The sequence below is a fragment of the Labrys sp. ALF-8 genome (assembly GCF_059699065.1).
This window is the reverse complement of the sequence record NZ_AP048538.1, coordinates 1721281-1742887: the sequence shown is the minus strand read 5'-3', so window position 1 is coordinate 1742887 and position 21607 is coordinate 1721281. Positions and strand designations below refer to the sequence as shown.

Below are 21607 nucleotides of genomic sequence, written 5' to 3'. Positions count from 1 at the left end.
CGCGAACGGCGCCGTTTGGGAAGGACCCGTTCGCGCCGTCGGTCAGTCGATATCCGGCAGGGCGGCCTCGATCTGCCGGCGATAGACTTCATACTGCGCCGGCAGCTTCAGGACCGTACCCAGGGTATCGACGCTTTCGTCCACCGCGAAACCGGGATCGTCGGTGGCGATCTCGAAGATCGTGCCGCCGGGTTCGCGGAAGTAGATGGAACGGAAATAGTTCCGGTCCTTCTGTTCCGTGGTGGAGATGTGCATCGTGCCGAGTGCGTCAGCGAGGGCCTGTTGCTCGGCATCGCCGGCCGCCCGGAAGGCGACGTGATGAATCGAGCCTGCTCCCATCGAGGGCCGTACCCGCTTCTCGTCGACGATCACATCGACATGACCACCGATGACGCCTTCCGGTTTGCTGTAGCGGCTGACGTCGCCGTCACGGCCCGCATGAGTGAAGCCGAATGCCTCCGTGAGGACACGGGCGGTGCCTTCCTCGGCCGAGACATGCAGGGTCACGCCGTGGAAACCGCCGACCGCGTGCTCTACCGGTATCGGATTGCCCGCCCAGTTCCCGCCCTCCGGTTTGCCGGTTGCGACCACCTCCAGGTGGATGCCGTCGGGATCCGAGAAGGCGATGAACTTCTCCTCGAAGCGCCCGCTTTCCTCGTGGGGGATGCCCATGCTGGCCAGGTGCCCCCGCCACCAGTCGAGAGATCCCTCTGGAACGCGAAAGGAGATGGTCTGCGCTTCTCCGGTACCCGACTTGCCGGAATTGGCGCCGGCCCACGCGAAGAAGGTCAGGATGGTGCCGGGCCTGCCGGTGGCATCGCCGAAATAGAGGTGATGGGCCGTTGGATCATCGAAGTTGACGGTCCGCTTGACGAGGCGCAGGCCAAGAACGTCCCGGTAGAAGCGGATGTTGGCACGGCCATCGGCGGTGATCGCGGTAATATGGTGAATCCCGGCGCTTGTCGTGCCGGTAGAAGCGATGGTGCTCATGAAAGCTGCCCTCCAGCTTGCCGTCCTGCAAACCCGATCCATTCGAGTTCTCTAGGAAAATCTTTCTGTATCAAGCAGATGAAGCGCAGAGTTGACGGCTTTCTCCGTTCGCTTCGTTGGCGGTAAGATAGAGATAGTTGCGAATGTGCAAAGATGTGCAAGACTGGTTTGCATCGCGGCAATGCCACAGCTTTGTGGCAAAAAGCACATTCTTTGGCCACCTCCGCCCTGTAGGCTTCTCCCATTAACGCAGCTTTGAGTGATGCGTGCTCAAAGTGGCCTCATGAGGCGCCGGGGGCTTGGCGCAGACATTTGCAAGGCTTGAACAATGGTGACGTCGCCAATCGCAACTTTGATACAACCTGCGCTGGAGCGAGGCGCGGTGGAGGAATCCGAAGTCGGGCAAATGCGCCAGCGTTGGCGGGCGGGTGAGCCGCTGCAGGCCGCCGACGCTGACGCTCTCTTCGCCCTTCAGGGCATGCTGGCCGGACGCGATGCCGGCTTCAATACTCTCTTCGAGGACATGCTGACGTCCTACATGCTGGAGAATGGCGCTCCTCGGGGCAGCATCTCCAAGGAGCAGTCGGACTGGCTGCTCTCCATGCTGGATGGCGGGGAGGGGCTGGTGGCCAATGCTGCCGAGCTCGAGATGCTGATCAGGCTGATCGAGAAGGCCGACAGCGTGCCTGCCGCCCTTGCGAGCTTCGCCCTGCATCAGATCCAGCATTCCGCGATGACCGGCGAGGGGCCGGCTGCACTGGGCCGCATCCATTTCTCGCGTGTGGTGGACTCAAGGGATGTCGCCAATCTCGCGCGCCTGTTCCAGGTTGCCCGCGGAGACAAGCGCCGCATCATTTCACGTCCCGAGGCCGACATCCTCTTCGAGATGGCGGAAGGCTGCACGGGCGGCAACGATCCCGCCTGGGACGGCCTGTTCGCAGAAGCGATCCAGGCACATCTCCTTGCCACCAACCTGCCCAACGACACGCATGGCCTGTCGATGGCCACGCCGGTCGTGCTCGACGACCGTGACAGCGCCTGGCTCAGCCGCCGGATCCAGCATGACGGCGTCGTCAGCCGAGCGGAGCGCGCGCTGCTGGCGCTGGTCGATCCGCGTCAGATGGCCGCGACCAACAACTGGGACAAGTCGATCAGCCAGATGATCTGAGCGCGGGCTTTCGGCCCCGGCATCTTCGGAATGAGCTCAATGCCGGCCCTGGGGCCGGCATTCCTGTTCAAGGCGGTGCCAACATGCGGCGCGACTCATTGCGCGCGGATCAATTCTGTGAGACGCCGTGCAATGGGTTTCCGTGGCATTTCAGGTGGTCTCCGGCATGTTCTCGAAAGTTCTGATCGCCAATCGCGGCGAGATCGCTTGCCGGATCATCAAGACGGCTCGCCGGATGGGTATAGCGACCGTTGCCGTCTATTCGGATGCTGATCGCGATGCGCTCCACGTCGAGATGGCCGATGAGGCGGTGCATATCGGACCGCCTGCCGCGTCGGAATCCTATCTTCGCATAGACAAGATCATCGCCGCCTGCAGGCAGACGGGTGCCGATGCCGTCCACCCGGGCTATGGCTTTCTTTCCGAGCGTGAAGCCTTTGCTACCGCCCTCCAGGAAGCCGGCATCGTTTTCATCGGGCCTAATGCCCACGCCATCGCGGCGATGGGCGACAAGATCGAGTCCAAGAAGGCCGCCGCTGCTGCGGGAGTTTCAACCGTGCCCGGCCATCTCGGCGTCATCGAGGACGGCAAGGCCGCGATCCGCATTGCCGACGAGATCGGCTACCCCGTGATGATCAAGGCGTCGGCTGGCGGAGGCGGCAAGGGCATGCGCATTGCCCAGTCGGCCGCCGAGGTGGAGGAGGGGTTCCGCCTCGCACGCTCGGAGGCGAAGGCCTCCTTCGGTGACGACCGGGTCTTCATCGAGAAGTTCATCGTCGAGCCACGCCATATCGAGATCCAGGTACTGGGCGACAAGCACGGCAATGTCATCCACCTCGGCGAGCGCGAATGCTCGATCCAGCGCCGCAATCAGAAAGTGATCGAGGAGGCACCATCGCCCCTGCTCGATGCCGAGACGAGGGCGCGCATGGGCGCACAGGCCGTCGCCCTCGCCAAGGCGGTGAACTACGATTCCGCCGGGACGGTGGAGTTCGTCGCCGGTCAGGACAAGAGCTTCTACTTCCTCGAAATGAATACGCGCCTGCAGGTCGAGCATCCGGTGACGGAACTGGTGACCGGCATCGATCTGGTCGAGCAGATGTTCCGCGTAGCGGCTGGCGAGAAACTGGCTCTGCAGCAGTCCGACATCGAGCTGAACGGCTGGGCGGTGGAATCGCGCGTCTATGCCGAGGATCCGGTGCGCAACTTCCTGCCGTCCATCGGCCGCCTCACGCAATATCGGCCGCCGGTGGAGCGGCGCGACAAGGAAGTCACCGTCCGGAACGACACGGGTGTGTTCGAGGGCGGTGAGATCTCGATCAATTACGACCCGATGATCGCCAAGCTCTGTACGCACGCGCCGACGCGCGCGGGTGCGATCGCCGCAATGTCGGATGCGCTCGATGGTTTCGTCATCGAAGGCATCCGGCACAACATTCCTTTCCTGGCGGCATTGATGGACCACCCGCGCTGGAAAGAAGGGCGGCTCTCCACCGCCTTCATCGCCGAGGAATTTCCGGCCGGCTTCGCGTCGGCGGCCCCACACGGCGTGGTGGCAGACCGCCTCGCCGCGGTGGCCACGATGATCGACCATCTGCAGAACCAGCGCAAACGCCGCATCAGCGGCCAGATGGGTGGCCCCCCCGTCATCTTCGACCGCAGGCGCGTGGCCGTGATGGGGCAGGAGTCCCTCACCCTCGAAGTGGACGATGCGCGTGGAGAGATGCAGGTTACATTCCTGACGCTGGAGGGGGCGCCGGGACGGCTCGTGACGCTGAGTTCCGATTGGAAGCCGGGCCAGCCGGTGTGGACGGGGCAGATCGATGGCGAGGCCGTCGCCATGCTGGTGCGGCCCATCCCGAACGGCGTGGTGCTGTCCCACCGCGGGGCTGCAGCGGAAGTCCGCGTCTACACAACGCGGGAGGCGGAACTAGCTCGCCTCATGCCCGTGAAGACGAACGCGGCTCTCTCAACCGCCTTGCTGTGCCCGATGCCCGGCCTCGTTCGCGCCATCGAGGTCAGGGAGGGCCAGGAGGTCAAGGCAGGCGAAGCCCTTTGCGTGGTCGAAGCCATGAAGATGGAGAATGTGCTGCGGGCGGAGCGCGACGCAACCGTCAAGAAGATTCGCGTCAAATCCGGCGACACGCTTGCGGTGGATGCCGTGATCATGGAATTTGCGTAGACCACGGGCGCTGTAAATCGCCGATGTTTTGGAGTGGCGGCCTCGGCCGTCATCGACTTGTCCGGCGAACACGGCGGTTCAAGACCGGCAGCCAGAGACTGCGCTCCAAATTCGCGGTTTTCCGTCGCTTGGCATCTCGCGTTGATGGAGCCGCGCCTTGAGCATCTGGGATCAGTTCTTCAGCTGGGCGGCCGTGCCCGGACATATTGCCTACGCGATCATCGCCGTCTCCTATCTGCTCACCAATATCTTCTGGCTGCGCTTGGCGGCCGTGGTCGGCATCAGTTTCGAGGTCCTCTATTTCCTGTTCAGCGGCTCGCCCGTCTGGCCCAGCATAGCCTGGGACAGCGCCTTCATCCTGATCAACCTGGTCCAGCTCGGCGTGCTTCTGCGGGATCGCTTCAGCCTGAGGCTCAGCGAGGACGAGAAGGCCTTCATCAAGCCGATCGTGGGAGATCTCGACAAGGCGCAGGTGGCTCAATTGCTGCGTACCGCCGAGTGGCGCACCCTGCCGGCCGGGACCGTGGTGACGACCGAGTCCCGGCCCGTCGAGGAATTGACCTTCATTTGCCAGGGGCAGACCGAGGTGCGCGTGAAAGACCAACTCGTCGCGCATGTGGGGGCGGGGGCCTTCGTCGGGGATGTCTCCTTCGCCACCGGTGTTCCCGCCACGGCGACGGTGACCACCGAGGATGCGGTGCGGGTGCTCGCCTTCGATCAGGAAAGGCTGAAGGCGCTGTGCAAGCGCGACGAGCAGATCGCGTATGCCCTCTATCGGCGGATTGGCGGCGGTCTTGCGGACAAGATGCGGGTGACGACAGGGCGGCTGTAGCCTCCGGAATCGCAAACCTTCCTCTGCGGTGCGCCTGCCGCCGCCTCTACGCCCATGACCTGAGTTCAGCGCTTTTGGCCGGAGAATGCGGCCCAAGGTTGATTCGTCGCGTTGAAACGTGACGTTAACCTCCCGATGTTAAACATGAAATCAGCTTTGTTTAACCGTCTCGTCAGGACAATGCTGTCAGTCGTCATCCTGCGTTTGCTGTTTTCGCCCAATGGGGCGATCGATCGGGCCGCCTTCGCGGCCGGCGTCCTTCTGCTGGCATTGGCGGCGATCGGCGTTCATCATGGCATGCGGGGTTGGAGCGGTCCCTTCGGGCTGGGTTCCTTCGCCTTCGTCGCTGCCGTCGCCTGGTCTGCGCTGTGCCTGTCGCGCAAACGTCTCCATGATTTCGGATGGTCGGGCTTCGTCATCCCGATTTTCCTCGGCCTGTACCTCCTGGCGGTGGCCGGAGCCATCTTCCTCCTCAACCCGGAGGCACTGGCGTCCTGGCAGCAGGCCATCGCCACGTTCGGCCTGTTCAGCGGTCCCATGATCGGCTGGCTGATCGCCCTTGCCATCGTGCCCGGCAACGGCCTGGCTTCGACCGTCAGGACGACCTGGTAAGCGTCGCGCCGAATATCGGCTCGAAAGCCTGCCGCAGCGCCAGATCCACGTCCTCCATCGTCACCGGCAAGCCCAGATCGACCAGGCTGGTCACGCCGTGATCCCGCACGCCGCAGGGAACGATACCGGAGAAGTGTTCGAGATTCGGTTCGACGTTGATGGCGATGCCGTGGAAGGACACCCATCGCCGCAGCCGAATCCCGATCGCGGCGATCTTGTCCTCGGCGCCTTCCCCGCGTTCGGGCCGGCGTACCCAAACACCGACACGATCGTCGCGCCGCTCGCCGCGCACATGGAAGGCCCAGAGCGTTTCGATCAACCAGGCTTCGAGGGCGGTCACGAGCAGGCGCACATCCTGCGCGCGGCGTTTCAGGTCCAGCATCACATAGGCCACCCGCTGGCCAGGGCCATGATAGGTATATTGGCCGCCGCGCCCGCTCTCATGCACCGGAAAACGGTCCGGCGCCACCAGGTCTTCCCGCCGTGCGGAGGTGCCTGCCGTGTAGAGGGCAGGGTGCTCGAGCAGCCAGACGCATTCCGCCGCCTTGCCGTCGGCGATGGCGGCCGCCCGCTCCTCCATGGCTGCCACCGTTTCCGCGTAGGGCACCAGGCCGGAAAGCACCTGCCATTCCACGGGAGGAGAATCGCTGATCGGCAGGAAGGAACTGGCAAGCGCGTCGCGGCTGGTCACGAAGGTCTGATCCAAGGGGCAGGAAGCCCTCATATCGGTGGATTCAGGGGCTTCGGCAAGGGTTGTCATGGGAATGCAAGAAAATCAGCAATAGGCCTTGCTGCCCTGTATTCGATCTGTTAGACGATGCGCCGCTTCACACGGCAGCGCGGCTTCGAGCCGGCTTCGCGAAGCACCCGCGGTCATGGCGGAATTGGTAGACGCGCTAGCTTGAGGTGCTAGTTGGGCAACCAGTGGAGGTTCGAGTCCTCTTGACCGCACCAATTCAGAGCATTGCTCCAGAAGGCGATCCAGGAATGGATCGCCTTTTGTTTTTGGGTGCTTGCGCTTGCTCGCCAAAGCCTCCCCCCATTCATTTCATGCGAACCGGCTTGGTTTTGAGCAGAACGTGGAATCGCGCCAACATGCTATGAAGAAGGCTTTCGCTGCGAGGGGGCGTAGAGCACATGGCCGATGAGGAGAAGACGCCGCTGAGCGACAGGCAAGCGTTTGCACTGGTCGAGGTCATGGATATGGCGTCCGAGTCCGAACGCATCGCATTGCGGGATTGGGCCGCGCAACTGCTCCTCATCAGAGACAGCGAACTCACGCCGATGCGAAAGGCAAGAATGGCGATCGCCGCGACGGCTTCCGCCAAGGTGGTCTGGCCGGCCGTTCGGATAACGGCGAAGAAGTTGAAGGAGGTCGGCTGGGATAATCGTAGCCGATCCGCGCGATTTGGCCTCGCCGGTGCCGCCGTGGGGGTGGCGCTTGCCGGTGGACAGAGTGCCGGCATCGCGGCTCTCGGAACGGCGATAGGCGTGCCTCTCTGGGTGGTATTCGGGGCGGGCGCCGCTTTCGCAAACGGTATCATCGAGGAAGTCAAACGACGCGGGGGCGACTAGCCTTTTTGACGGCACGCTCAACCCCGGCCGGCAGCCTCGGCAATTGGCCGAGAGCACCGATCAAATGATCGTTGGGCCTTGTCCTGTTTGTCACGGGGCCGGCGGCTTGAAGGTGGCGCCCTGCGGCGCGGCTCGGTCAGCGCGCCGCTTCTTGATGATCCGATCGGTCTGTGACGTCCATCCCGCGGGTGCCGGTCTCGTTTCCAGCGAACCGGGACCCGGCACGATCTGCACGATGCGGAAGCCGCGTTTCTTCAACTCCTGGAGGAACTGAGGCAGCATCGCCACGGTGCGTGGCTGGATGTCGTGCAGAAGCACGATGCCGCCCCTGGACTTCTCCAGACGCGCCAGGATCAGCTTCAACTCGGCGTCGGGTGTTTCCGGTTCCCAGTCGCTCGCCCATTGGTCGGCGCCGAATATCACCATGTCGAGCGAGGCCAGCCAGGTATCCAGTTGCTGTGTGTCCGCAAAGCCAGGGAAACGGAAGAACGGCTGATGCGGTCTCTCGCCAACCTTGCCGTAGACCGCCTTGTCGACCGCTCGGAAACCGTTCTCGATATCGGCCTTGGCCCTCTCATAGGCCATGCCGCGCATGACGGGATGAGTCATGGAATGATAGCCGATCGTGTGTCCTTCCCTCGCGACGCGCTCGGCGAGACCCGGGGCGCCCGCCGCGTTGCGGCCGATCATGAAGAAGGTCGCCTTCACGCATTGCGCAGCCAGTGCGTCGAGGACTTTTTCGGTGTGGCCCGGGCTCGGCCCGTCGTCGAAAGTGAGCACGACCTCGCCCGGTTCGAGCCTGAGAGTCTGCGGATAGGTCTTCAATCCGACCTCTCCGCCTCCCACGGTTCCGATCGGCAGGATACGCGAGACACCGAGCGAGTCGGGGCCGCAGGCGGCAAGAGCGGCAGTGGGAAGGGCACACAGCAGCGCCGCGGCAAGTAGTACGCACTTCATTATTGGAACCTGAAGAGGGGACGATTCGCCTGATAGAGACGATTCTTTGGTGAGTTTCCAAAGATTTTTGTCGACAGTGAGAAGCGGTTAAGCTTCTGTGTCTATCGTGCATTTCCAGTAATGGACCGCCGCCGGTAGCGGCCTCTTATATTGGGTTGTAACCATGGGATCGCTCTCGCGGCTCGTTCGCTTTGGCCTCGTTGCGGCGGGGGTGCTGTTGCTCAGCGCCTGCTCCACCGTCGAGCAGGCTTATCCTGGTCCCAAGGATTTCCCGGTTCACGGCATCGACGTTTCGAAATATCAGGGCGTCATCGACTGGCAGGCTGCCGCGCAGGGTGGCGTGCGCTTCGCCTATCTGAAGGCGACCGAGGGTGGTGACCGGATCGACGACCAGTTCCAGGCAAACTGGAATGGAGCCCGCGCTGCCGGCATTCCCACCGGCGCCTATCATTTCTATTATTTCTGCCGCCCGGTGGAAGACCAGATCGCCTGGTTCAAGACCCACGTACCGCCGGCGCCGGATGCGCTGCCGCCGGTTCTCGACATGGAATGGAACCACCTTTCCCCAACCTGCAAGCTCCGCCCGCCGGCCGCGAAGATCCATGTCGACATGGTCAAGTTCCTGCATGCCATGGAGCAGTTCTATGGCAAGAAGCCGATCATCTATACGACCGTCGACTTCCACCGCCAGATCCTGACGGGCGAGCTCGAGGACTATCCGTTCTGGGTGCGCTCCGTGGCCGGCCACCCGGAGAAGCGCTATGGCAATCGCTCCTGGGCATTCTGGCAATACACGGCCACAGGCAGCGTACCCGGCGTGCGGGGCCAGGTCGACCGCAATGCCTTTGCCGGCTCGGAGAAGCAGTGGCAGGACTTCCTGGCGCAGAACATCACCACCGGCAGCGTCGCATCGAACTGACGGACGAAAGCGGCGGCATCCGCCGTCTCAATCCATCCTCACCGGGCCGAGGCGGTAGACGCCCTTGAAGTCGTCGGGATCGGCAGGCTCGCCCTTGCGGTAAATGACCAGACGGCCTTCCTTGGCCAGTCGCACGACGATGCGGCGGATGGGCTGCATCAGTGGCCCCCATTGATCCGCCGCCTTGCCGGCAACTTCCTGCGCGATATCGGCGGGTGCCAGCGTCTTGCCGGCCGGGAGGGCCGCGATCAGCCGCAGCGCGACTTCTTCCAGAATTTTCTTGTCAGCCATTGGATCTTGTCTCCCGGAGCATCCTGTCGCAGGGCAGATGCTGAAGCCCGGCATGCTGCCCACGGTCTCCGGTTACAGCCCGCGTCACGATTCGCCCATGCAAAGGCAGTGCCCCGGATGCCGGTCGCTTCCGTCGATTCAGCAGGCCCCGCCTGCCGGGCCCGGCGCGCAGCGGCGCGGCGCGGGCGCAGGAGTAGGCCGGTTAAAGGACGGGCTCGAAGGCGAGGAGGCGCCGCCAAGGCCGGGTGCGTTTCTCCACGGGCCAGGGCGCGGGGGCGCAATTACCGTCGGAGGGGTGCCCTGGGCGGGCGGTGTGCCCGGTCGCGTGGATGGCCAGTTCGACCAGCGCCCCGGCCGCGGAGTGCCGGGACCGGTGCCCGGCGAGTTGCCGGCGCCAGGGTTGCCGGGCGCGCCGCCGGGGCGATGCGGGACAGGGCGCCCGCATTTGTAGGGATGGCGCCGGCAATAGCGGCGATCGCGGTAATCGTAGTCCGGCCAGGCGTAGTAGGGTTGTTCATAGTAGGGCTGGCCGTAAGGCTGATCCTCGTAATAGCCGGGTACAGCGCACCCGGCTAGGGGAGCCGTCAACAGGGCGGCGAGCAGGATTGTCTTCTTCATTGCCTCAATGCTCCGAGCCCATGTTCGGCCGTCCATAGCATGGCGGCATGTCGCGAGCCCCGCAACTCACCAATTATACCACGTCACCGGCCCGGCTCGCGCGACACGATTGTGGCCTCGGGATATCCCGACCCTGTTGCCGCCACCCCCTCGCGCCGGCTCAGCAACCGCCCGGGCCGGTGCCGGGTGGACAGCGGCGTGCGGCGCCATATCCGCCGCCATTGTTGTAAGCCGGTGCCGGGCCTATGCGCGGAGCGGGACGATTGGGGTTGTTCGTGTAGACCGGGCGGATCTGGCCGGGCCGGGGACGCGGGGGATAGGCGCCACCACCGGCCACGGGACCGCCCGGAGTGGTGACCGGAGGGCGAGGCTGGCCAGGATATCCCCGCCAGGGGCGGCCGTGGCGCCAGTAATCCCCACGATACCGAGGGTATCCGGAATTATAGTAATAGCTGTCCCCATAATAAATGGGAGCCGCGTAGCCGGGTTCTGAGTAGTATGGATCGTAGGGTGAATATCCATCGGTTGCGCATCCAGCTAGGGGAATGACAAGCAAGCCGACAAAAACAAGCATTTTCTTCATGGGTAGATCTCCCTGAATCGTCATGATCCGTAACGGCAACAATGCCCCTGCGACACGCCAAGCGCAACGAGATGTTCCAGCCGGGTCTCACCCGAAAGAAAACGCCTTGCGAGGTGTCGATGTTCCCAGTGGGGAACCGCTGTTGACGGTCGCAATCTCCGTTTGCGCCCAAGGCGTCAACTGGGCATGGTGCGGCACGTTTCCGGAGTGCCCGCCTTGAAGATGATCATAGCGAACAAGAACTATTCCTCCTGGTCGATGCGCCCCTGGCTTGCCGCCAAGGCGGCTGGCATCGGCTTCGAGGAGCAGGTCATCTGGCTGAGGCAGCCGGAGACTTCAGCGACGATCAAGACGATCTCCGCGGCCGGAAAGGTGCCGATCCTCATCGACGGCGACATCCTCGTGCATGAATCGATCGCCATTCTCGAATACCTCGCCGAGATTGCCCCCGCGCTCTGGCCCCAGGACAAGGAGGCGCGTGCGCACGCCCGTTCTATCGGATCGGAAATGCATGCGGGCTTCATGCCACTGCGCAGGAACTGCCCGATGAACATCAAGCGGCAACCCAAGGCGATCGCACTCGACACCGAGACGCTGGCAAGCGTCGAGCGCGTGGTCGATCTCTTCGTGGACTGCCGGGCCCGCTTCGGCGGTGGAGGCGATTTCCTCTTCGGTTCCAGTTTCAACAATGCGGACGCGATGTTCGCGCCGGTTGTCAACCGCCTTCATGCCTACGATATCAAGGTGCCGGCCTCGGTGAGGGCCTATATGGATGCGGTTATGGCGACCCCGATGTGGCGCGAGTGGGAGAGCGCCGCTCTCGATGAGGTCGAGGTGATCGCGGATATCGACGGTGTTGCATAGAGCATGGCTCTCCATTTGATCAAACTATGCGTCGGCGCGGAATCGATCGCCGATCTGGAGGAGTGGATCGCACTGCGGCTGCGGCTGGCGGGTGAGCAGATCCATACCACCCGCATGATGCCGAAGAACCGGGACGCCATTCTCGATGGCGGCTCGCTCTATTGGGTGATCAAGGGAGTACTGTGCTGCCGCCAGCGTATTCTCGGCCTGCGCGGCCATAGGGACGAGGACGGTATCTCCCGATGCGACATCGTTCTCGATCCCGCCGTCGTGGCCGTCGATCCTCGCCCTCGCGGCCCGTTCCAGGGGTGGCGCTATTTCAGCGAGGCGGACGCACCTCCGGATCTCCCCGGCGCCGGCACTCCCGATGCTGAGCTGCCCATGGAACTGCAGCGGCAGTTGCGGGTGATCGGCCTCGTCTGAGCAGGGCGATTCAGGCTCGCGACGGCGCTTTTCAACGGTCTGGAGCCAAGGCCTGTATCGCCCGTAACTGCGGGCGCGAGAACTTGCGCCGCATATTCACGAGAAGGTCACGTCACCTGCGTCAAATTGGCACTCATTGACCGGGACCACGTCGGAAGTCGGTTGCCAAGCGTTAACCATGTTGTGTGCAGGATAGCACTTCGGAATTTCCCCGCTCTGGCATCATCGCCCCAAGTTGAGTGGATGGAGGACGTCATGTTGATCGCAACCACGGAAGGGCAGGGCTGGTGCTACGAGGTGATCGTGCAGTCGGACGGCTTTCTCGTCCAGGCCCGTGACATCGATACAGGCGAGGTCTCCCTCAGCGAAACCAAGCTATTCCGTACGTCTCCGGTCGCGCTGGCCTACGCCGACATGGCGGCGGCCGCCGACCGCTTCGCCGCCTCCCGCCTGGATGATGTCGAGGATTGGCAGGATCTCGCGGACGACTATCATCATGAATTCGATCGCTACCAGGCGATCCGCGACAGGCTCTTCGACGATGGTGTCGGCGGCGACCTTCTCCATCGCAGCCGCGCCGGTTCGCTGCGCGAGAACGCTCATCGCGTGCACTGAGCGGCAAGGCCGAGCTGCTTCAGACGTGCGCCTTGCCGCCGTCCACCAGCGTCAGATGCCCATAGCGACGCGCTCCGGCGGGCAGGGCGGTTGAGCGCCTGGACTGGGCGGCTCTAGTCTCTCCGTGAACCACCTTTTCGACAGCGACGATTTCGAAGCGGGCGATTGGGTGCAGGCCGATCCAATAGGGTGCTTCGTTCGGCGTCAGACAGCCGAGAATGCGCGCATTGGCCTTGCCGCGGTGATGCAGCGGCAGCAAAAGCAATTCGAGATCGAGCTGATGATCCTGCTCGGTGACGGCCCTCACGGTGAGGACGCGCGCCGTCATGTCGCCGGACACCGCCATCACCAATTGCTCCAGCGCGGCGCGCTCCGTCCAGCGGTCGAGCAGCGAGGCGCCGCGCAACTCCCGCCCCAGCAGAGCACACATCCGCGTTCCCGCCAGGCGGAAGGGAAAGGTATGGCTCTTGTCGATCTCCACGATGAAGGTATCGCCAAGGACGCGGCGTATGGCGGCCGGATCGATGTCGACGCGTTCAGGCGCAGGCCGTCCGGCCCTTAAATTGTCCCAATACCCGTAGAGATCGCGTGTCGCCGCATTCTTCATCATCAGTCGCCCATTGCCCGCCGTCATGCGGGCGACGGCGGGACGATAGCACCGGCTGCAGGAACTGCGGCAGAGGGCAGCATGGTTACTGCCTGGAAACGAATTATTAATGTTAACAAAAGGTTAACGATGTTGATTCGGCATTAGGCATAACCGGATGGGTCTGCCGTGTTTGAACCGATGGCCGAGGAGTATCCCGCTTGTCCTTGAATTCTCGCAACAATATCGATCCGCCGGCTGCCTTCAACGTACCCTTGGCGCCGGTCGCGCTGACCGGCCTGCTGGTCGCCGTCCAGATCGTCAGAGCGGTATTACCGTCGGCCTGGGGGAACTGGGTCGACCTCGCGCTTGCCTTCGTGCCGGCGCGCTACGATCCAGCGACGGACGTGGCGAGCGCTTTGCCGGGCGGATACGTGGCCAGCATAACCAGCTTCGTCACGACGTTCTTCCTCCAGTCCGATCCCGGCACGCTCATGATAAACGGTGCGGCCCTGCTGGTGCTTGGCGCAGCGGTCACCTGGCGCTTCGGTACCTGGCGATTCCTCGGGTTCACGGCATTGTGCACCGTCGGCGGCTCGATCGCCTGCCTGCTTGTCTATTGGGGCAGGCCGGTGGCGATGGTGGGGGCGGGAGGGGGATTGGCCGGCCTGTTCGCCGCCGCCATCCACTTCCTCTTCAAGGGGGGCTCTCCCATGAACGCCTTCCGGGTCGCCGGCGGCAGTGCGTTCCGCAAGCCAGCCTGGACGTTGCGCGACGCCTTGGCTGACCAGAACGTGCGGATCTGGCTGGCTGTCTTCGGATTCATCACCGCCTGGAACGCGGTCAGCCCCTTCATCCTGAATGGAACGCAAGGCGTCGCGTCCTGGCCGGCCAATATCGGCGGCTTCCTCGCCGGGCTGCTGCTCTTTCGTTTCTTCGACAAGCAGCCTCGGCTGAGGCGCGTGGTCTAGACAGAAACACTGCAACGACATTGGCTGCCGCTCTCCCCGGCGAACGAGGCGAGGGAAGCGACTCCGGCCTGTGCGGTCAGCCGATGGCCTGGCCTTCGACCGCACTCCACACGGCAAGGGCCTGCCGGGTCTCGGCCACGTCATGAACGCGGAGTGCGTCCGCTCCCCGCTGAGCGGAAGCGATGGCGGCCGCTACCGATCCGCCCAGCCGCTGGGGCGGCGGCACTTCGCGATCGACACCGCGGACAAGGCTCTTGCGCGACGCGCCGATCAGCACGGGATAGCCGAGCGTCCGCAATTGGGGGGTGGCGTCGAGCAGGGCCAGATTGTGCTCGAGCGTCTTGCCGAAACCGAGCCCGGGGTCGAGCCACAGGCGTGAGGCATCGATGCCGGCCTTGATCGCACGCTGGCATTTGAAGTCGAGCTCCGTGCGAACCTGGCTGACTACATCCGTGTAGCACGGGTTGTTCTGCATCGTCTGCGGATCACCCTGCATATGCATCAGCACGATGGGGACATCGTGGCCGGCGAGAAGCTCGCGGCTGGCGGGATCGTCGAGGGCGGAGATGTCGTTGATCATGGTGGCGCCCGCGGTGAGGGCACGGGCCATGGTCGATGCGTGACGCGTATCGACGGAAAGCAGGCGGAAGCGTTCGCGCGCCTCGAACGCCAGCGCTTCGATGACCGGGCCGATGCGCTGCCATTCCGTGTCGGGGTCCACCGGACGCGAGCCGGGCCGTGTGGACTCTCCGCCAATGTCGAGGATATCCGCGCCATCGTCCATCAGGGCGCGCGCATGCGCGACGGCGCCCTCGGCCTGGTCGAAGCGCCCGCCATCGGAAAAGGAGTCGGGCGTGACGTTCACGATGCCCATCAATTGCGGGATCGGCCTCAGAGCGCGCACATTAGCCCGATCGGTCCGGGCGAGCATGGCGACCACCGTCTCGCCGGTGACGGGGTGGCGCCATTCGGGCGCGATGTCGGAGAGCGGCGCCAGGACGAAGGCGCGTTCATGCATGCGTGGATGCGGCACGATGAGATCGGGCGTGTCGATGATCTCGCGCTCATAGGCGATGAGATCGAGGTCCAGCGTGCGGGCAGCGTTGCGCTCGCTGCGTTCCCGCCCGAACAGATGTTCGACGTCCAGCAGGAGTTGGAGCACGCCATGGGGCGGGAGCCGGGTTTCGACCGCGATTACCTGGTTGGCATACCAGGGCTGGCGGGAGCGCGGCACGGGCTCCGTGATATAGGTGCGCGAACGGGCCGTGATCTTCAGGCCACGTGAGGCGAGAGCCGAGATCGCTCTGCGCAAGGTTTCCCGCGGAGCTCCTTCTCGCGAAGGCAGGTTGGCACCGAGTGCGATGAAGATCATGGCAGGCGAACTCATTGAACTGGGATGGGAGGAGCCGGAAGGCGAACGCATGTGTCGCGCTCGATGCGATCCAGGAGACGGGCGAGGATTTGAGGCGTCAGCGTCGCGGGGGGCAGCCTGTGCTCGCCCACGGCGATGACGGGCCGGACCACCCGGACGGAATTGGTGAGGAAGACTTCGTCCGCCCGGGCGAGGAGAGGAGGGGTGAGGCTGCGCTCGGCATGATGCAGCCCCATCGCTGTCGCTTCTTGCAGCACCAGCGAGCGCATCACGCCGTCGAGACACCCGTCGCCGAGCGGCGGCGTGACGAGCATGCCGTCCACCACCGCGAAAAGATTGGCGATCGTGGAGCAGACGGCATTTCCATCGAGGTTGCGGATGATCGCATCGTCCGCGCCCGCCTGCGCCGCCTCGCGCGCCGCAAGGATATTGTCGAGATAGGCCAGCGATTTGATGCGTGAAAGCAGGGAGTGTTGATTGCGGGGCGTGCTCGCTTCGCACAGCCGCGCCGGTTGGCCGAGCAAGGCAGGTGACCATGACTGCGCCGTCACCAGAAGGCTTGCCTGCTGGGCATCACCCGGCCACAGGCCCCTGGTGGCCTGGCCGCGCGTCAGCGTCGTGCGGAGAATGGCGTGCTCGCCACCGGCATCGGCCAGAACCGAGTCGAGCATGCTTTCGAGGGGCAGGTCCGCCGTATCGATCCCGATCTTCTCCGCATGCCGCTTCAGGCGCCCGACATGGTGGTCGCGAAGAAAAGCCCGGCCGCCGAAACTCACCATCGTGTCGAACACGCCGTCGCCAAGCTGGAAGCCGCGATCGAGTACGCTGATCGCGGCACCGTCTGGATCAGGCCGGGAATGCAGGCGTTGAATGAGGAAGCTCACGGAACCCGATCCAGGAACGCACGAATGATGTCGTGACCGTGCGGCGTTAAAATCGATTCCGGGTGGAATTGCACGCCGAAAGTCGGGTGCTGGCGGTGGGTGAGGGCCATGATCTCGCCCTCGCTGCTGCGGGCGGTGACCTCGAGCGGGCTGTCCTCGCCGAGTTCGACGATGAGCGAATGATAGCGGGCCGCCTCGAAGGGGCGCGGGAGGTTGGCGAACAGGCCGCCGCCCTGATGCTCGATGCTCGATGCACGGCCGTGCATCGGCGTGCGTGCATGGGCCGTGCGGCCGCCGAACGCCTCTCCGATGCACTGGTGGCCGAGACAGATGCCGAGGATCGGCAATCTGCCCGAGAAGGTTCGGATGAGATCGAGCGAGGTCCCGGCGTCCTTGGGCGCCTTGGGACCAGGGGAGAAGACTAGGGCCCTCGCGCCCATGCCTTCGACATCCTCGGCGGACACCGCATCGTTTCTCACCACCCGCGGCGTGGCGCCAGCTTCCTCGAAATAACGCGAGACGTTGAAGACGAAGGAATCGTAGTTGTCGACGATGAGGATCATGCCGCCGCTTCCTCCCGGGCGGGATCGTCGAAGGCGGCGAGGAGACGCTCGGCCTTGGCCAGGGTCTCGTCATATTCGGAAAACGGATCGGAGAGCAGGGTGATGCCGCCGCCGGCCCGGACGTGGAGCTCTCTTCCATCGAAGGTCAGCGTGCGGATGGCGATGTTGAGATCGGCCGCTCCGTCGAAGCCGATCCAGCCGATGGCTCCGCAATAGATGCCGCGAGGCTCTCGCTCAAGTTCCCCGATGATCTCCATGGCTCGGATCTTCGGCGCGCCGGTGATCGAACCGCCAGGGAAGGTTGCGGCGATCAGATCCGTGACATCGCGGCCCGCCTTGAGGCGCCCCGTCACCACGGAGGTGAGATGATGCACGGACGCGTAGGTCTCGATGCCGCAGAGGACAGGCACCTCGATGCTGCCGGCTTCGCAGACGCGTGAAAGATCGTTGCGCAAAAGATCAACGATCATAATGTTTTCGGCCCGGTCCTTCTCGCTCCCCGCGAGGGATTGGGCGATGGCCGCGTCGAGTGCCGGATGCGTGCTGCGCCGCTTGGTGCCCTTGATCGGCCGGGCCTCGACGAAGCCAGCGTCGAGACGCAGGAAACGTTCGGGCGAGGTCGAGGCGATGAAGCGCTCGCCGTCTACCAGCAACGCGGCGAAGGTCGCGGGATTGGAGCGGCGCAGGGCTCGGTAGGCCGCCAGGGCGTCGGCGCCGCCGGGCGGCGTGGCGGAGAACCGATGCGAGAGGTTGGCCTGGAAAATGTCGCCCTCACGAATATAGCCTACGACGCGGGCAACCTCGGCCTCGTATTCGGGGCGGCTGCGGCTGTCGCGCCAGGTCAGGCCGGTCGGCGCACGACCGCGTTTGGGCGCATGCTGGAGCTGCTGGTATAGAGCCTGCGCGCCGGCTTCGTCGGGGGCGATGGCGAAGGCGCGGCGCTCGGCCAGGTTGAAGGCGAGCAGCCGATCATAAAAGGGCAGGTCGATTTGCGCCGAGCCCTTCGCGGCCGGCGGAACGTCCGTCCCGAAGTTCTCGAACAGATGCCCCGCCTCATAGGCGATCGAACCTATGGCGCCGCCGGCAAAGGGCGGCGCGCCGGGGCAGGGAGGCCGTGCGTGGCGGTGGAGAACGGCGCGCAGGGCGGCCATGGGAGCCTCGGCGAGGGCCTCCTCGTTCCAGAAGGCCGTTCCATCCACCACCCTGAAGCGCCCGAACGGGGAGGCGGCGAGGTACGACCAGCGGCCGAGGCTCTCGTGGGGCATCGCACTGTCGAGAAGTGCTAGGCGCGGCTGATCGGCCAGCGCGGCGGCGGCTTCGACGGGATCGGTCCAGGGTATCTCAAGCACGATCATGATAGTTCAGCACAATCCCGGCCACGCCCCCCGCAGGACCAGCCAGCTCGTGTTACGCGGAAGCCCGCTTCAATGTTCGGCGATTGGAGCGTCGGGCGGCTTCCCTGTCAGCCGGCCGGAACTCATCACGCTTGAGCTGAAGCTGCAAGCGTCCCGCATCTCTCAGCCCTGTGGAGATACGTGGAACATCGTCTCACTATGTAGCGCTTTTTTCGACTTTTGTCCTGCCCATGTTTGCAGCGTTGTAAAGGAAATGCACCGCAAGTCCTGCACACAGGCCCCAGAAAGCGGCTCCGACACCGTAGAGGCTGAAACCGGAGGCGGTGATCAGGAAGGTGGCAAGGGCAGGCAGGCGCTCCTTTTCATCCTGCACCGCGCCGAGCATGGAGGTGCCGAAAGCTCCCACCAAAGCAAGTCCCGCGGCTGCTTCGATGAGGATGGGCGAAGAGGCGGTGACCAGGCTGGTGGCGATGGCGGCCAGAGGCGTGAAGATCACGACGTAGGCAAGGCCCGCCACCACTGCGGCCGTGTAGCGCCGCTCGGGCCGCGCATGGGCATCGGGGCCGGCACACAGTGCGGCGGTGATGGCGGCGAGATTGATCGTTGGGGCTCCAAGCACGGCCGTGACGGCCGAAAAGCCTCCCGTGGCAAGGAATGCCGGGCGTGACGGCGCCTTGTAGCCGTAGGTCGTGAGCACGGTGAGGCCTGGGATGTTCTGCGAGGCCATGGTCACGATGAACAAGGGCAGTGCGATCGAAATAAGTGTTTGCCAATCGAAGCTTGGCCATACGAACTCAAGTGCCGGCAGAGCGAATTGCTGGGTGCTTCGCTGCCCGTCGAAAGCCATGGCGGCGAGGGCGACTGCCAGCGCAGCCGGCGCCGCCCAGAGGCGCTGGAAGCGGCCCACCACCAACCAGGTCAGGATCACGGGCACTGCGAATTTCGGCACCTCTCCCAAGGCCGTGACGGGAGCGAGGCAAAGCTTGAACAGGATTCCCGCCAGCATGGCTCCCGCGATGGGGCGGGGAATGCGGGTTATCATGCGGCCGAGGGGGGACCAGAGGCCGGCGAGCATGATCAGAACGCCCGTCACCACGAAGGCCCCGGCTGCGGCCGAATAGCCACCCGCGGGAGCCGACAGGGTGGACAGCAGGGCCATGCCGGGCGTCGACCAGGCCGTCATCATCGGCATGCGGGTGGCGAGGCTCAGGATGACGCCGCAAAGGCCCATGGCGGCGCACAGCACGGCAAGACCTGAGGCGATCTGGCCGGGCGAGGCGCCCACGGCTTGCATGCCGTTGATCACGACGGCAACCGAGCTGGTATATCCCACCACGGCGGTCACGATGCCGATCCCGGTGGATTGGCCGCTGATATCGGAAAAGAAGGATCGCATGGGGTATCGGCCGGCGGAGTGAGTGAAACAGGCCTTATTCGGCCACCGGAAAGAAATGTGCAAGCCATGCGGCGTGCCTTGCCCGGTTGGCGAGCCAGATATCAGTTCGCGCCGGCCGGCGCTTGGACAGGATTGCGCTCATCTCGTCCAAAAGCAAAACGGGCGGAAGATCCGCCCGTTGCCACCCTCACTCAGGGCTTCCTGCCGTCATCCCTGGTTCGTCCGAGGAGATTGGCCATTTCCTCCTCGAGACTTGCGAAGGGATCTTCCGGCTCCACCGGGGCCCGCGTGGTCGAGGGTGCGGGCGGCGGCGTCAGCGGGCGGGTCGGCGTGGTCAGACGCTCGCCGATGCGGAAGGGCTCATGGCGGGCAGGGGCTTCGGTGGTCTGCGGCCGGGGCTCCGCCGGGGTAAGGCTGGGCTCGATCCGCCCGCCGCCGACGGGGCGCGGCTCGGGCGTGAAGCGGGGTTCGGGCGTGAAGCGGGGCTCGACCCTTGCTTCGGTCGGACGGGGCGTGGGCGCGGCGGGCGCTTCGCTGCTCGTCGCCGTCGCCGGTCTGCGCCATTGCGGCAATTTGAGATCCGGCAGTCGGATTTCGGGAAGGGTAAGGCGGGTGGTGGTGGGCTGCGGTGTCGTGACAGGCTCGACCTCTTCCGGCGCCGGCTCGAAATCGGTACCCTCGTAGTCGTATTCGCTCACCGGCGTCGCAGTGGTGGTTGCCGCCGGCACGGCCTGCTCTTCGGGAGCGCCCAGCAATTCCTCGAAATGGGCAGCGTCGATATGGGCACGAGGCTCATCCTCCTCTTCCCTGGGTGGCGTGGCGGCAGGAACCGGGGCGGCCGGACCGGCTGGAGGGTTCTTGAAGGTCTGGAAGCGCGTCGATGCACGCTGGAAGAAGCCTGGCTCCCGTGGAGGAACCACACCGGGCCGGGCCGCCTGCGCGGCTGTCGCGCCCGCCACCGGTGGCGCCGTTACGGGAGCAAAGGCGGGTGCCGCCGTCGTCGTGGCGACGGGCGTCGGCACAGGGGCCTCGATCTTGGCAACCGGCGGCGGTTCAATCTCGCCGGGGCGGGCGAAATCCTCTTCGACCTGACGCGGCGCGGGCGGATAGCTCGACACCCGCTCGGGCGCCGCAGTCGGCGGCGGAACGGCGACGCCCGCCGGACGCACCGGCTGCCCCGCGGCGCGGGCTCTCAGTATGGTTGACTCGATCAGCAGGTCGTTGGGGCCGCCGATCATGATGAGGTGCTCGACATTGTCGCGACGCACCAGGACGAGCTGGCGGACGCCGACGTCGTACTTGTCGACCACGCCAAGACGGGATTGCCGCCCCCCCTTGACCGCGCCTCTCATGTGCGGTCGGCTGATCGCCCGCCAGGCGTACATGGAGATGATCGCCACAATGACTGCAGCCACCAACAGCAAGCCAGCGAACAAGAACCACTGCGTGGGCAGCCAAGAGTTCAACGAATTCATCGATACGCTTCCTTAGATCAGGCCCGGCGCCGGAATGCACATATGGCCAGATACGACCTGTCTTCTTTCTGGGCAGTTTTCTTAGAAGACGGTTAACGTCCAAGAATCAACCGCAAACTGGCTAAAAATCCGCCTATCCCTGCAATCCCGCCCTTGATACGGGCAAATACGTTAAAAGACGTTCAACCTTGCCGCCCTTTGCCCTCCCAGTGGCGAAAAAAGGGGATTGACCGCCTTTGTGTGGGGAAGACCTGTCTCCATGGCAGTCGTCTCCCTATTTTTGTGAACGAGGTTAACACATTTTGAAATGTGACCTGATAAGCCAAGCTGACGATTGCCGGGTTCACGGCGGCGAATCGTTTCTTGGATGGATGCG

Annotated in this window: 22 protein-coding genes and 1 tRNA gene; 11 read left to right on the top strand and 12 right to left on the bottom strand. The window is 64.4% G+C overall.

Annotated elements, in window-relative coordinates:
• Window positions 1-42 precede the first annotated feature (42 nt).
• A complete protein-coding gene (locus AC6H34_RS28315) occupies window positions 43-990 on the bottom strand; it encodes a ring-cleaving dioxygenase (protein ID WP_497541059.1) in 948 nt (315 codons plus the stop codon).
• A gap of 406 nt (window positions 991-1396) precedes the next feature.
• Here AC6H34_RS28315 and AC6H34_RS28310 point away from each other — a divergent pair, with 406 nt between their 5' ends.
• The 4 genes from AC6H34_RS28310 (at window position 1397) to AC6H34_RS28295 (ending at window position 5784) form a co-directional block, all read left to right on the top strand.
• The gene (locus AC6H34_RS28310) at window positions 1397-2158 is read left to right on the top strand and encodes a hypothetical protein (protein ID WP_448148046.1); all 762 of its coding nucleotides are present in this window, start codon (window positions 1397-1399) and stop codon (window positions 2156-2158) included.
• 166 nt (window positions 2159-2324) lie between these two features.
• Window positions 2325-4340, top strand: a complete 2016-nt coding sequence (locus tag AC6H34_RS28305; protein WP_497541058.1) for an acetyl-CoA carboxylase biotin carboxylase subunit — start codon at window positions 2325-2327, stop codon at window positions 4338-4340.
• Window positions 4341-4497: 157 nt separating this feature from the next.
• Window positions 4498-5172 (top strand): Crp/Fnr family transcriptional regulator, encoded by a 675-nt coding sequence (locus AC6H34_RS28300; RefSeq protein WP_497541057.1) that lies wholly within the window; start codon window positions 4498-4500, stop codon window positions 5170-5172.
• 144 nt (window positions 5173-5316) lie between these two features.
• Window positions 5317-5784 (top strand): hypothetical protein, encoded by a 468-nt coding sequence (locus AC6H34_RS28295; protein ID WP_497541056.1) that lies wholly within the window; start codon window positions 5317-5319, stop codon window positions 5782-5784.
• Here AC6H34_RS28295 and lipB read toward each other — a convergent pair.
• On the bottom strand, window positions 5768-6550 hold the full coding sequence (gene lipB / locus AC6H34_RS28290) for a lipoyl(octanoyl) transferase LipB (protein ID WP_448151302.1): 783 nt from the start codon (window positions 6548-6550) through the stop codon (window positions 5768-5770). The genes AC6H34_RS28295 and lipB overlap by 17 nt on opposite strands.
• A 103-nt stretch (window positions 6551-6653) precedes the next feature.
• Between lipB and AC6H34_RS28285 the strand changes: the two genes are divergently transcribed.
• Window positions 6654-6738: transfer RNA gene (locus AC6H34_RS28285), tRNA-Leu, on the top strand.
• Between the two features lie 183 nt (window positions 6739-6921).
• A complete protein-coding gene (locus AC6H34_RS28280) occupies window positions 6922-7359 on the top strand; it encodes a hypothetical protein (protein ID WP_497541055.1) in 438 nt (145 codons plus the stop codon).
• Between the two features lie 90 nt (window positions 7360-7449).
• On the opposite strand, the gene AC6H34_RS28275 is transcribed toward AC6H34_RS28280, so the two are convergent.
• Window positions 7450-8316: a polysaccharide deacetylase family protein gene (locus tag AC6H34_RS28275; protein ID WP_497541054.1), complete on the bottom strand. Its 867-nt coding sequence runs from the start codon at window positions 8314-8316 to the stop codon at window positions 7450-7452.
• Between the two features lie 163 nt (window positions 8317-8479).
• On the opposite strand from AC6H34_RS28275, the gene AC6H34_RS28270 reads away from it, so the two are divergent.
• Window positions 8480-9235: a glycoside hydrolase family 25 protein gene (locus tag AC6H34_RS28270; RefSeq protein ID WP_448148040.1), complete on the top strand. Its 756-nt coding sequence runs from the start codon at window positions 8480-8482 to the stop codon at window positions 9233-9235.
• A 27-nt stretch (window positions 9236-9262) separates the two neighbouring features.
• On the opposite strand, the gene AC6H34_RS28265 is transcribed toward AC6H34_RS28270, so the two are convergent.
• Together AC6H34_RS28265 and AC6H34_RS28260 are read right to left on the bottom strand one after the other, a co-directional pair.
• The gene (locus AC6H34_RS28265; RefSeq protein WP_448148039.1) at window positions 9263-9526 is read right to left on the bottom strand and encodes a DUF3253 domain-containing protein; all 264 of its coding nucleotides are present in this window, start codon (window positions 9524-9526) and stop codon (window positions 9263-9265) included.
• A gap of 138 nt (window positions 9527-9664) precedes the next feature.
• Window positions 9665-10144: a hypothetical protein gene (locus AC6H34_RS28260; RefSeq protein ID WP_497541053.1), complete on the bottom strand. Its 480-nt coding sequence runs from the start codon at window positions 10142-10144 to the stop codon at window positions 9665-9667.
• 805 nt (window positions 10145-10949) lie between these two features.
• Here AC6H34_RS28260 and AC6H34_RS28255 point away from each other — a divergent pair.
• The 3 genes from AC6H34_RS28255 to AC6H34_RS28245 all read left to right on the top strand — a co-directional run bounded on the left by AC6H34_RS28255 (window position 10950) and on the right by AC6H34_RS28245 (window position 12629).
• The gene (locus AC6H34_RS28255; RefSeq protein ID WP_497541289.1) at window positions 10950-11591 is read left to right on the top strand and encodes a glutathione S-transferase; all 642 of its coding nucleotides are present in this window, start codon (window positions 10950-10952) and stop codon (window positions 11589-11591) included.
• Between the two features lie 3 nt (window positions 11592-11594).
• Window positions 11595-12014 carry a DUF1489 family protein gene (locus AC6H34_RS28250; RefSeq protein WP_497541052.1) on the top strand — a complete coding sequence of 140 codons (420 nt, stop codon included), beginning with the start codon at window positions 11595-11597 and terminating at the stop codon, window positions 12012-12014.
• Between the two features lie 255 nt (window positions 12015-12269).
• Window positions 12270-12629 (top strand): hypothetical protein, encoded by a 360-nt coding sequence (locus tag AC6H34_RS28245; RefSeq protein ID WP_448148036.1) that lies wholly within the window; start codon window positions 12270-12272, stop codon window positions 12627-12629.
• Window positions 12630-12648: 19 nt separating this feature from the next.
• Here the strand turns inward: AC6H34_RS28245 and AC6H34_RS28240 are convergent, their stop codons facing one another.
• A complete protein-coding gene (locus AC6H34_RS28240; RefSeq protein WP_497541051.1) occupies window positions 12649-13239 on the bottom strand; it encodes a PAS domain-containing protein in 591 nt (196 codons plus the stop codon).
• A 197-nt stretch (window positions 13240-13436) separates the two neighbouring features.
• Here AC6H34_RS28240 and AC6H34_RS28235 point away from each other — a divergent pair, with 197 nt between their 5' ends.
• Complete coding sequence (locus AC6H34_RS28235) at window positions 13437-14186, top strand: rhomboid family intramembrane serine protease (RefSeq protein WP_497541050.1); 750 nt, start codon at window positions 13437-13439, stop codon at window positions 14184-14186.
• 76 nt (window positions 14187-14262) lie between these two features.
• Here the strand turns inward: AC6H34_RS28235 and folP are convergent, their stop codons facing one another.
• The 6 genes from folP to AC6H34_RS28205 all read right to left on the bottom strand — a co-directional run bounded on the left by folP (window position 14263) and on the right by AC6H34_RS28205 (window position 21171).
• On the bottom strand, window positions 14263-15558 hold the full coding sequence (gene folP, locus AC6H34_RS28230; RefSeq protein ID WP_497541049.1) for a dihydropteroate synthase: 1296 nt from the start codon (window positions 15556-15558) through the stop codon (window positions 14263-14265).
• An 11-nt stretch (window positions 15559-15569) separates the two neighbouring features.
• Complete coding sequence (locus AC6H34_RS28225) at window positions 15570-16442, bottom strand: aminotransferase class IV (RefSeq protein ID WP_497541048.1); 873 nt, start codon at window positions 16440-16442, stop codon at window positions 15570-15572.
• Window positions 16439-17005, bottom strand: coding sequence for an anthranilate synthase component II (locus tag AC6H34_RS28220; RefSeq protein ID WP_497541047.1), 567 nt, complete (start codon window positions 17003-17005; stop codon window positions 16439-16441). The genes AC6H34_RS28225 and AC6H34_RS28220 overlap by 4 nt, the downstream gene beginning before the upstream one ends.
• Window positions 17002-18360 (bottom strand): aminodeoxychorismate synthase component I, encoded by a 1359-nt coding sequence (gene pabB / locus AC6H34_RS28215; RefSeq protein ID WP_497541046.1) that lies wholly within the window; start codon window positions 18358-18360, stop codon window positions 17002-17004. The genes AC6H34_RS28220 and pabB overlap by 4 nt, the downstream gene beginning before the upstream one ends.
• A 196-nt stretch (window positions 18361-18556) precedes the next feature.
• Complete coding sequence (locus AC6H34_RS28210; RefSeq protein WP_497541045.1) at window positions 18557-19756, bottom strand: benzoate/H(+) symporter BenE family transporter; 1200 nt, start codon at window positions 19754-19756, stop codon at window positions 18557-18559.
• 191 nt (window positions 19757-19947) lie between these two features.
• Window positions 19948-21171, bottom strand: a complete 1224-nt coding sequence (locus tag AC6H34_RS28205; RefSeq protein WP_497541044.1) for a hypothetical protein — start codon at window positions 21169-21171, stop codon at window positions 19948-19950.
• Between the last annotated feature and the right edge of the window lie 436 nt (window positions 21172-21607).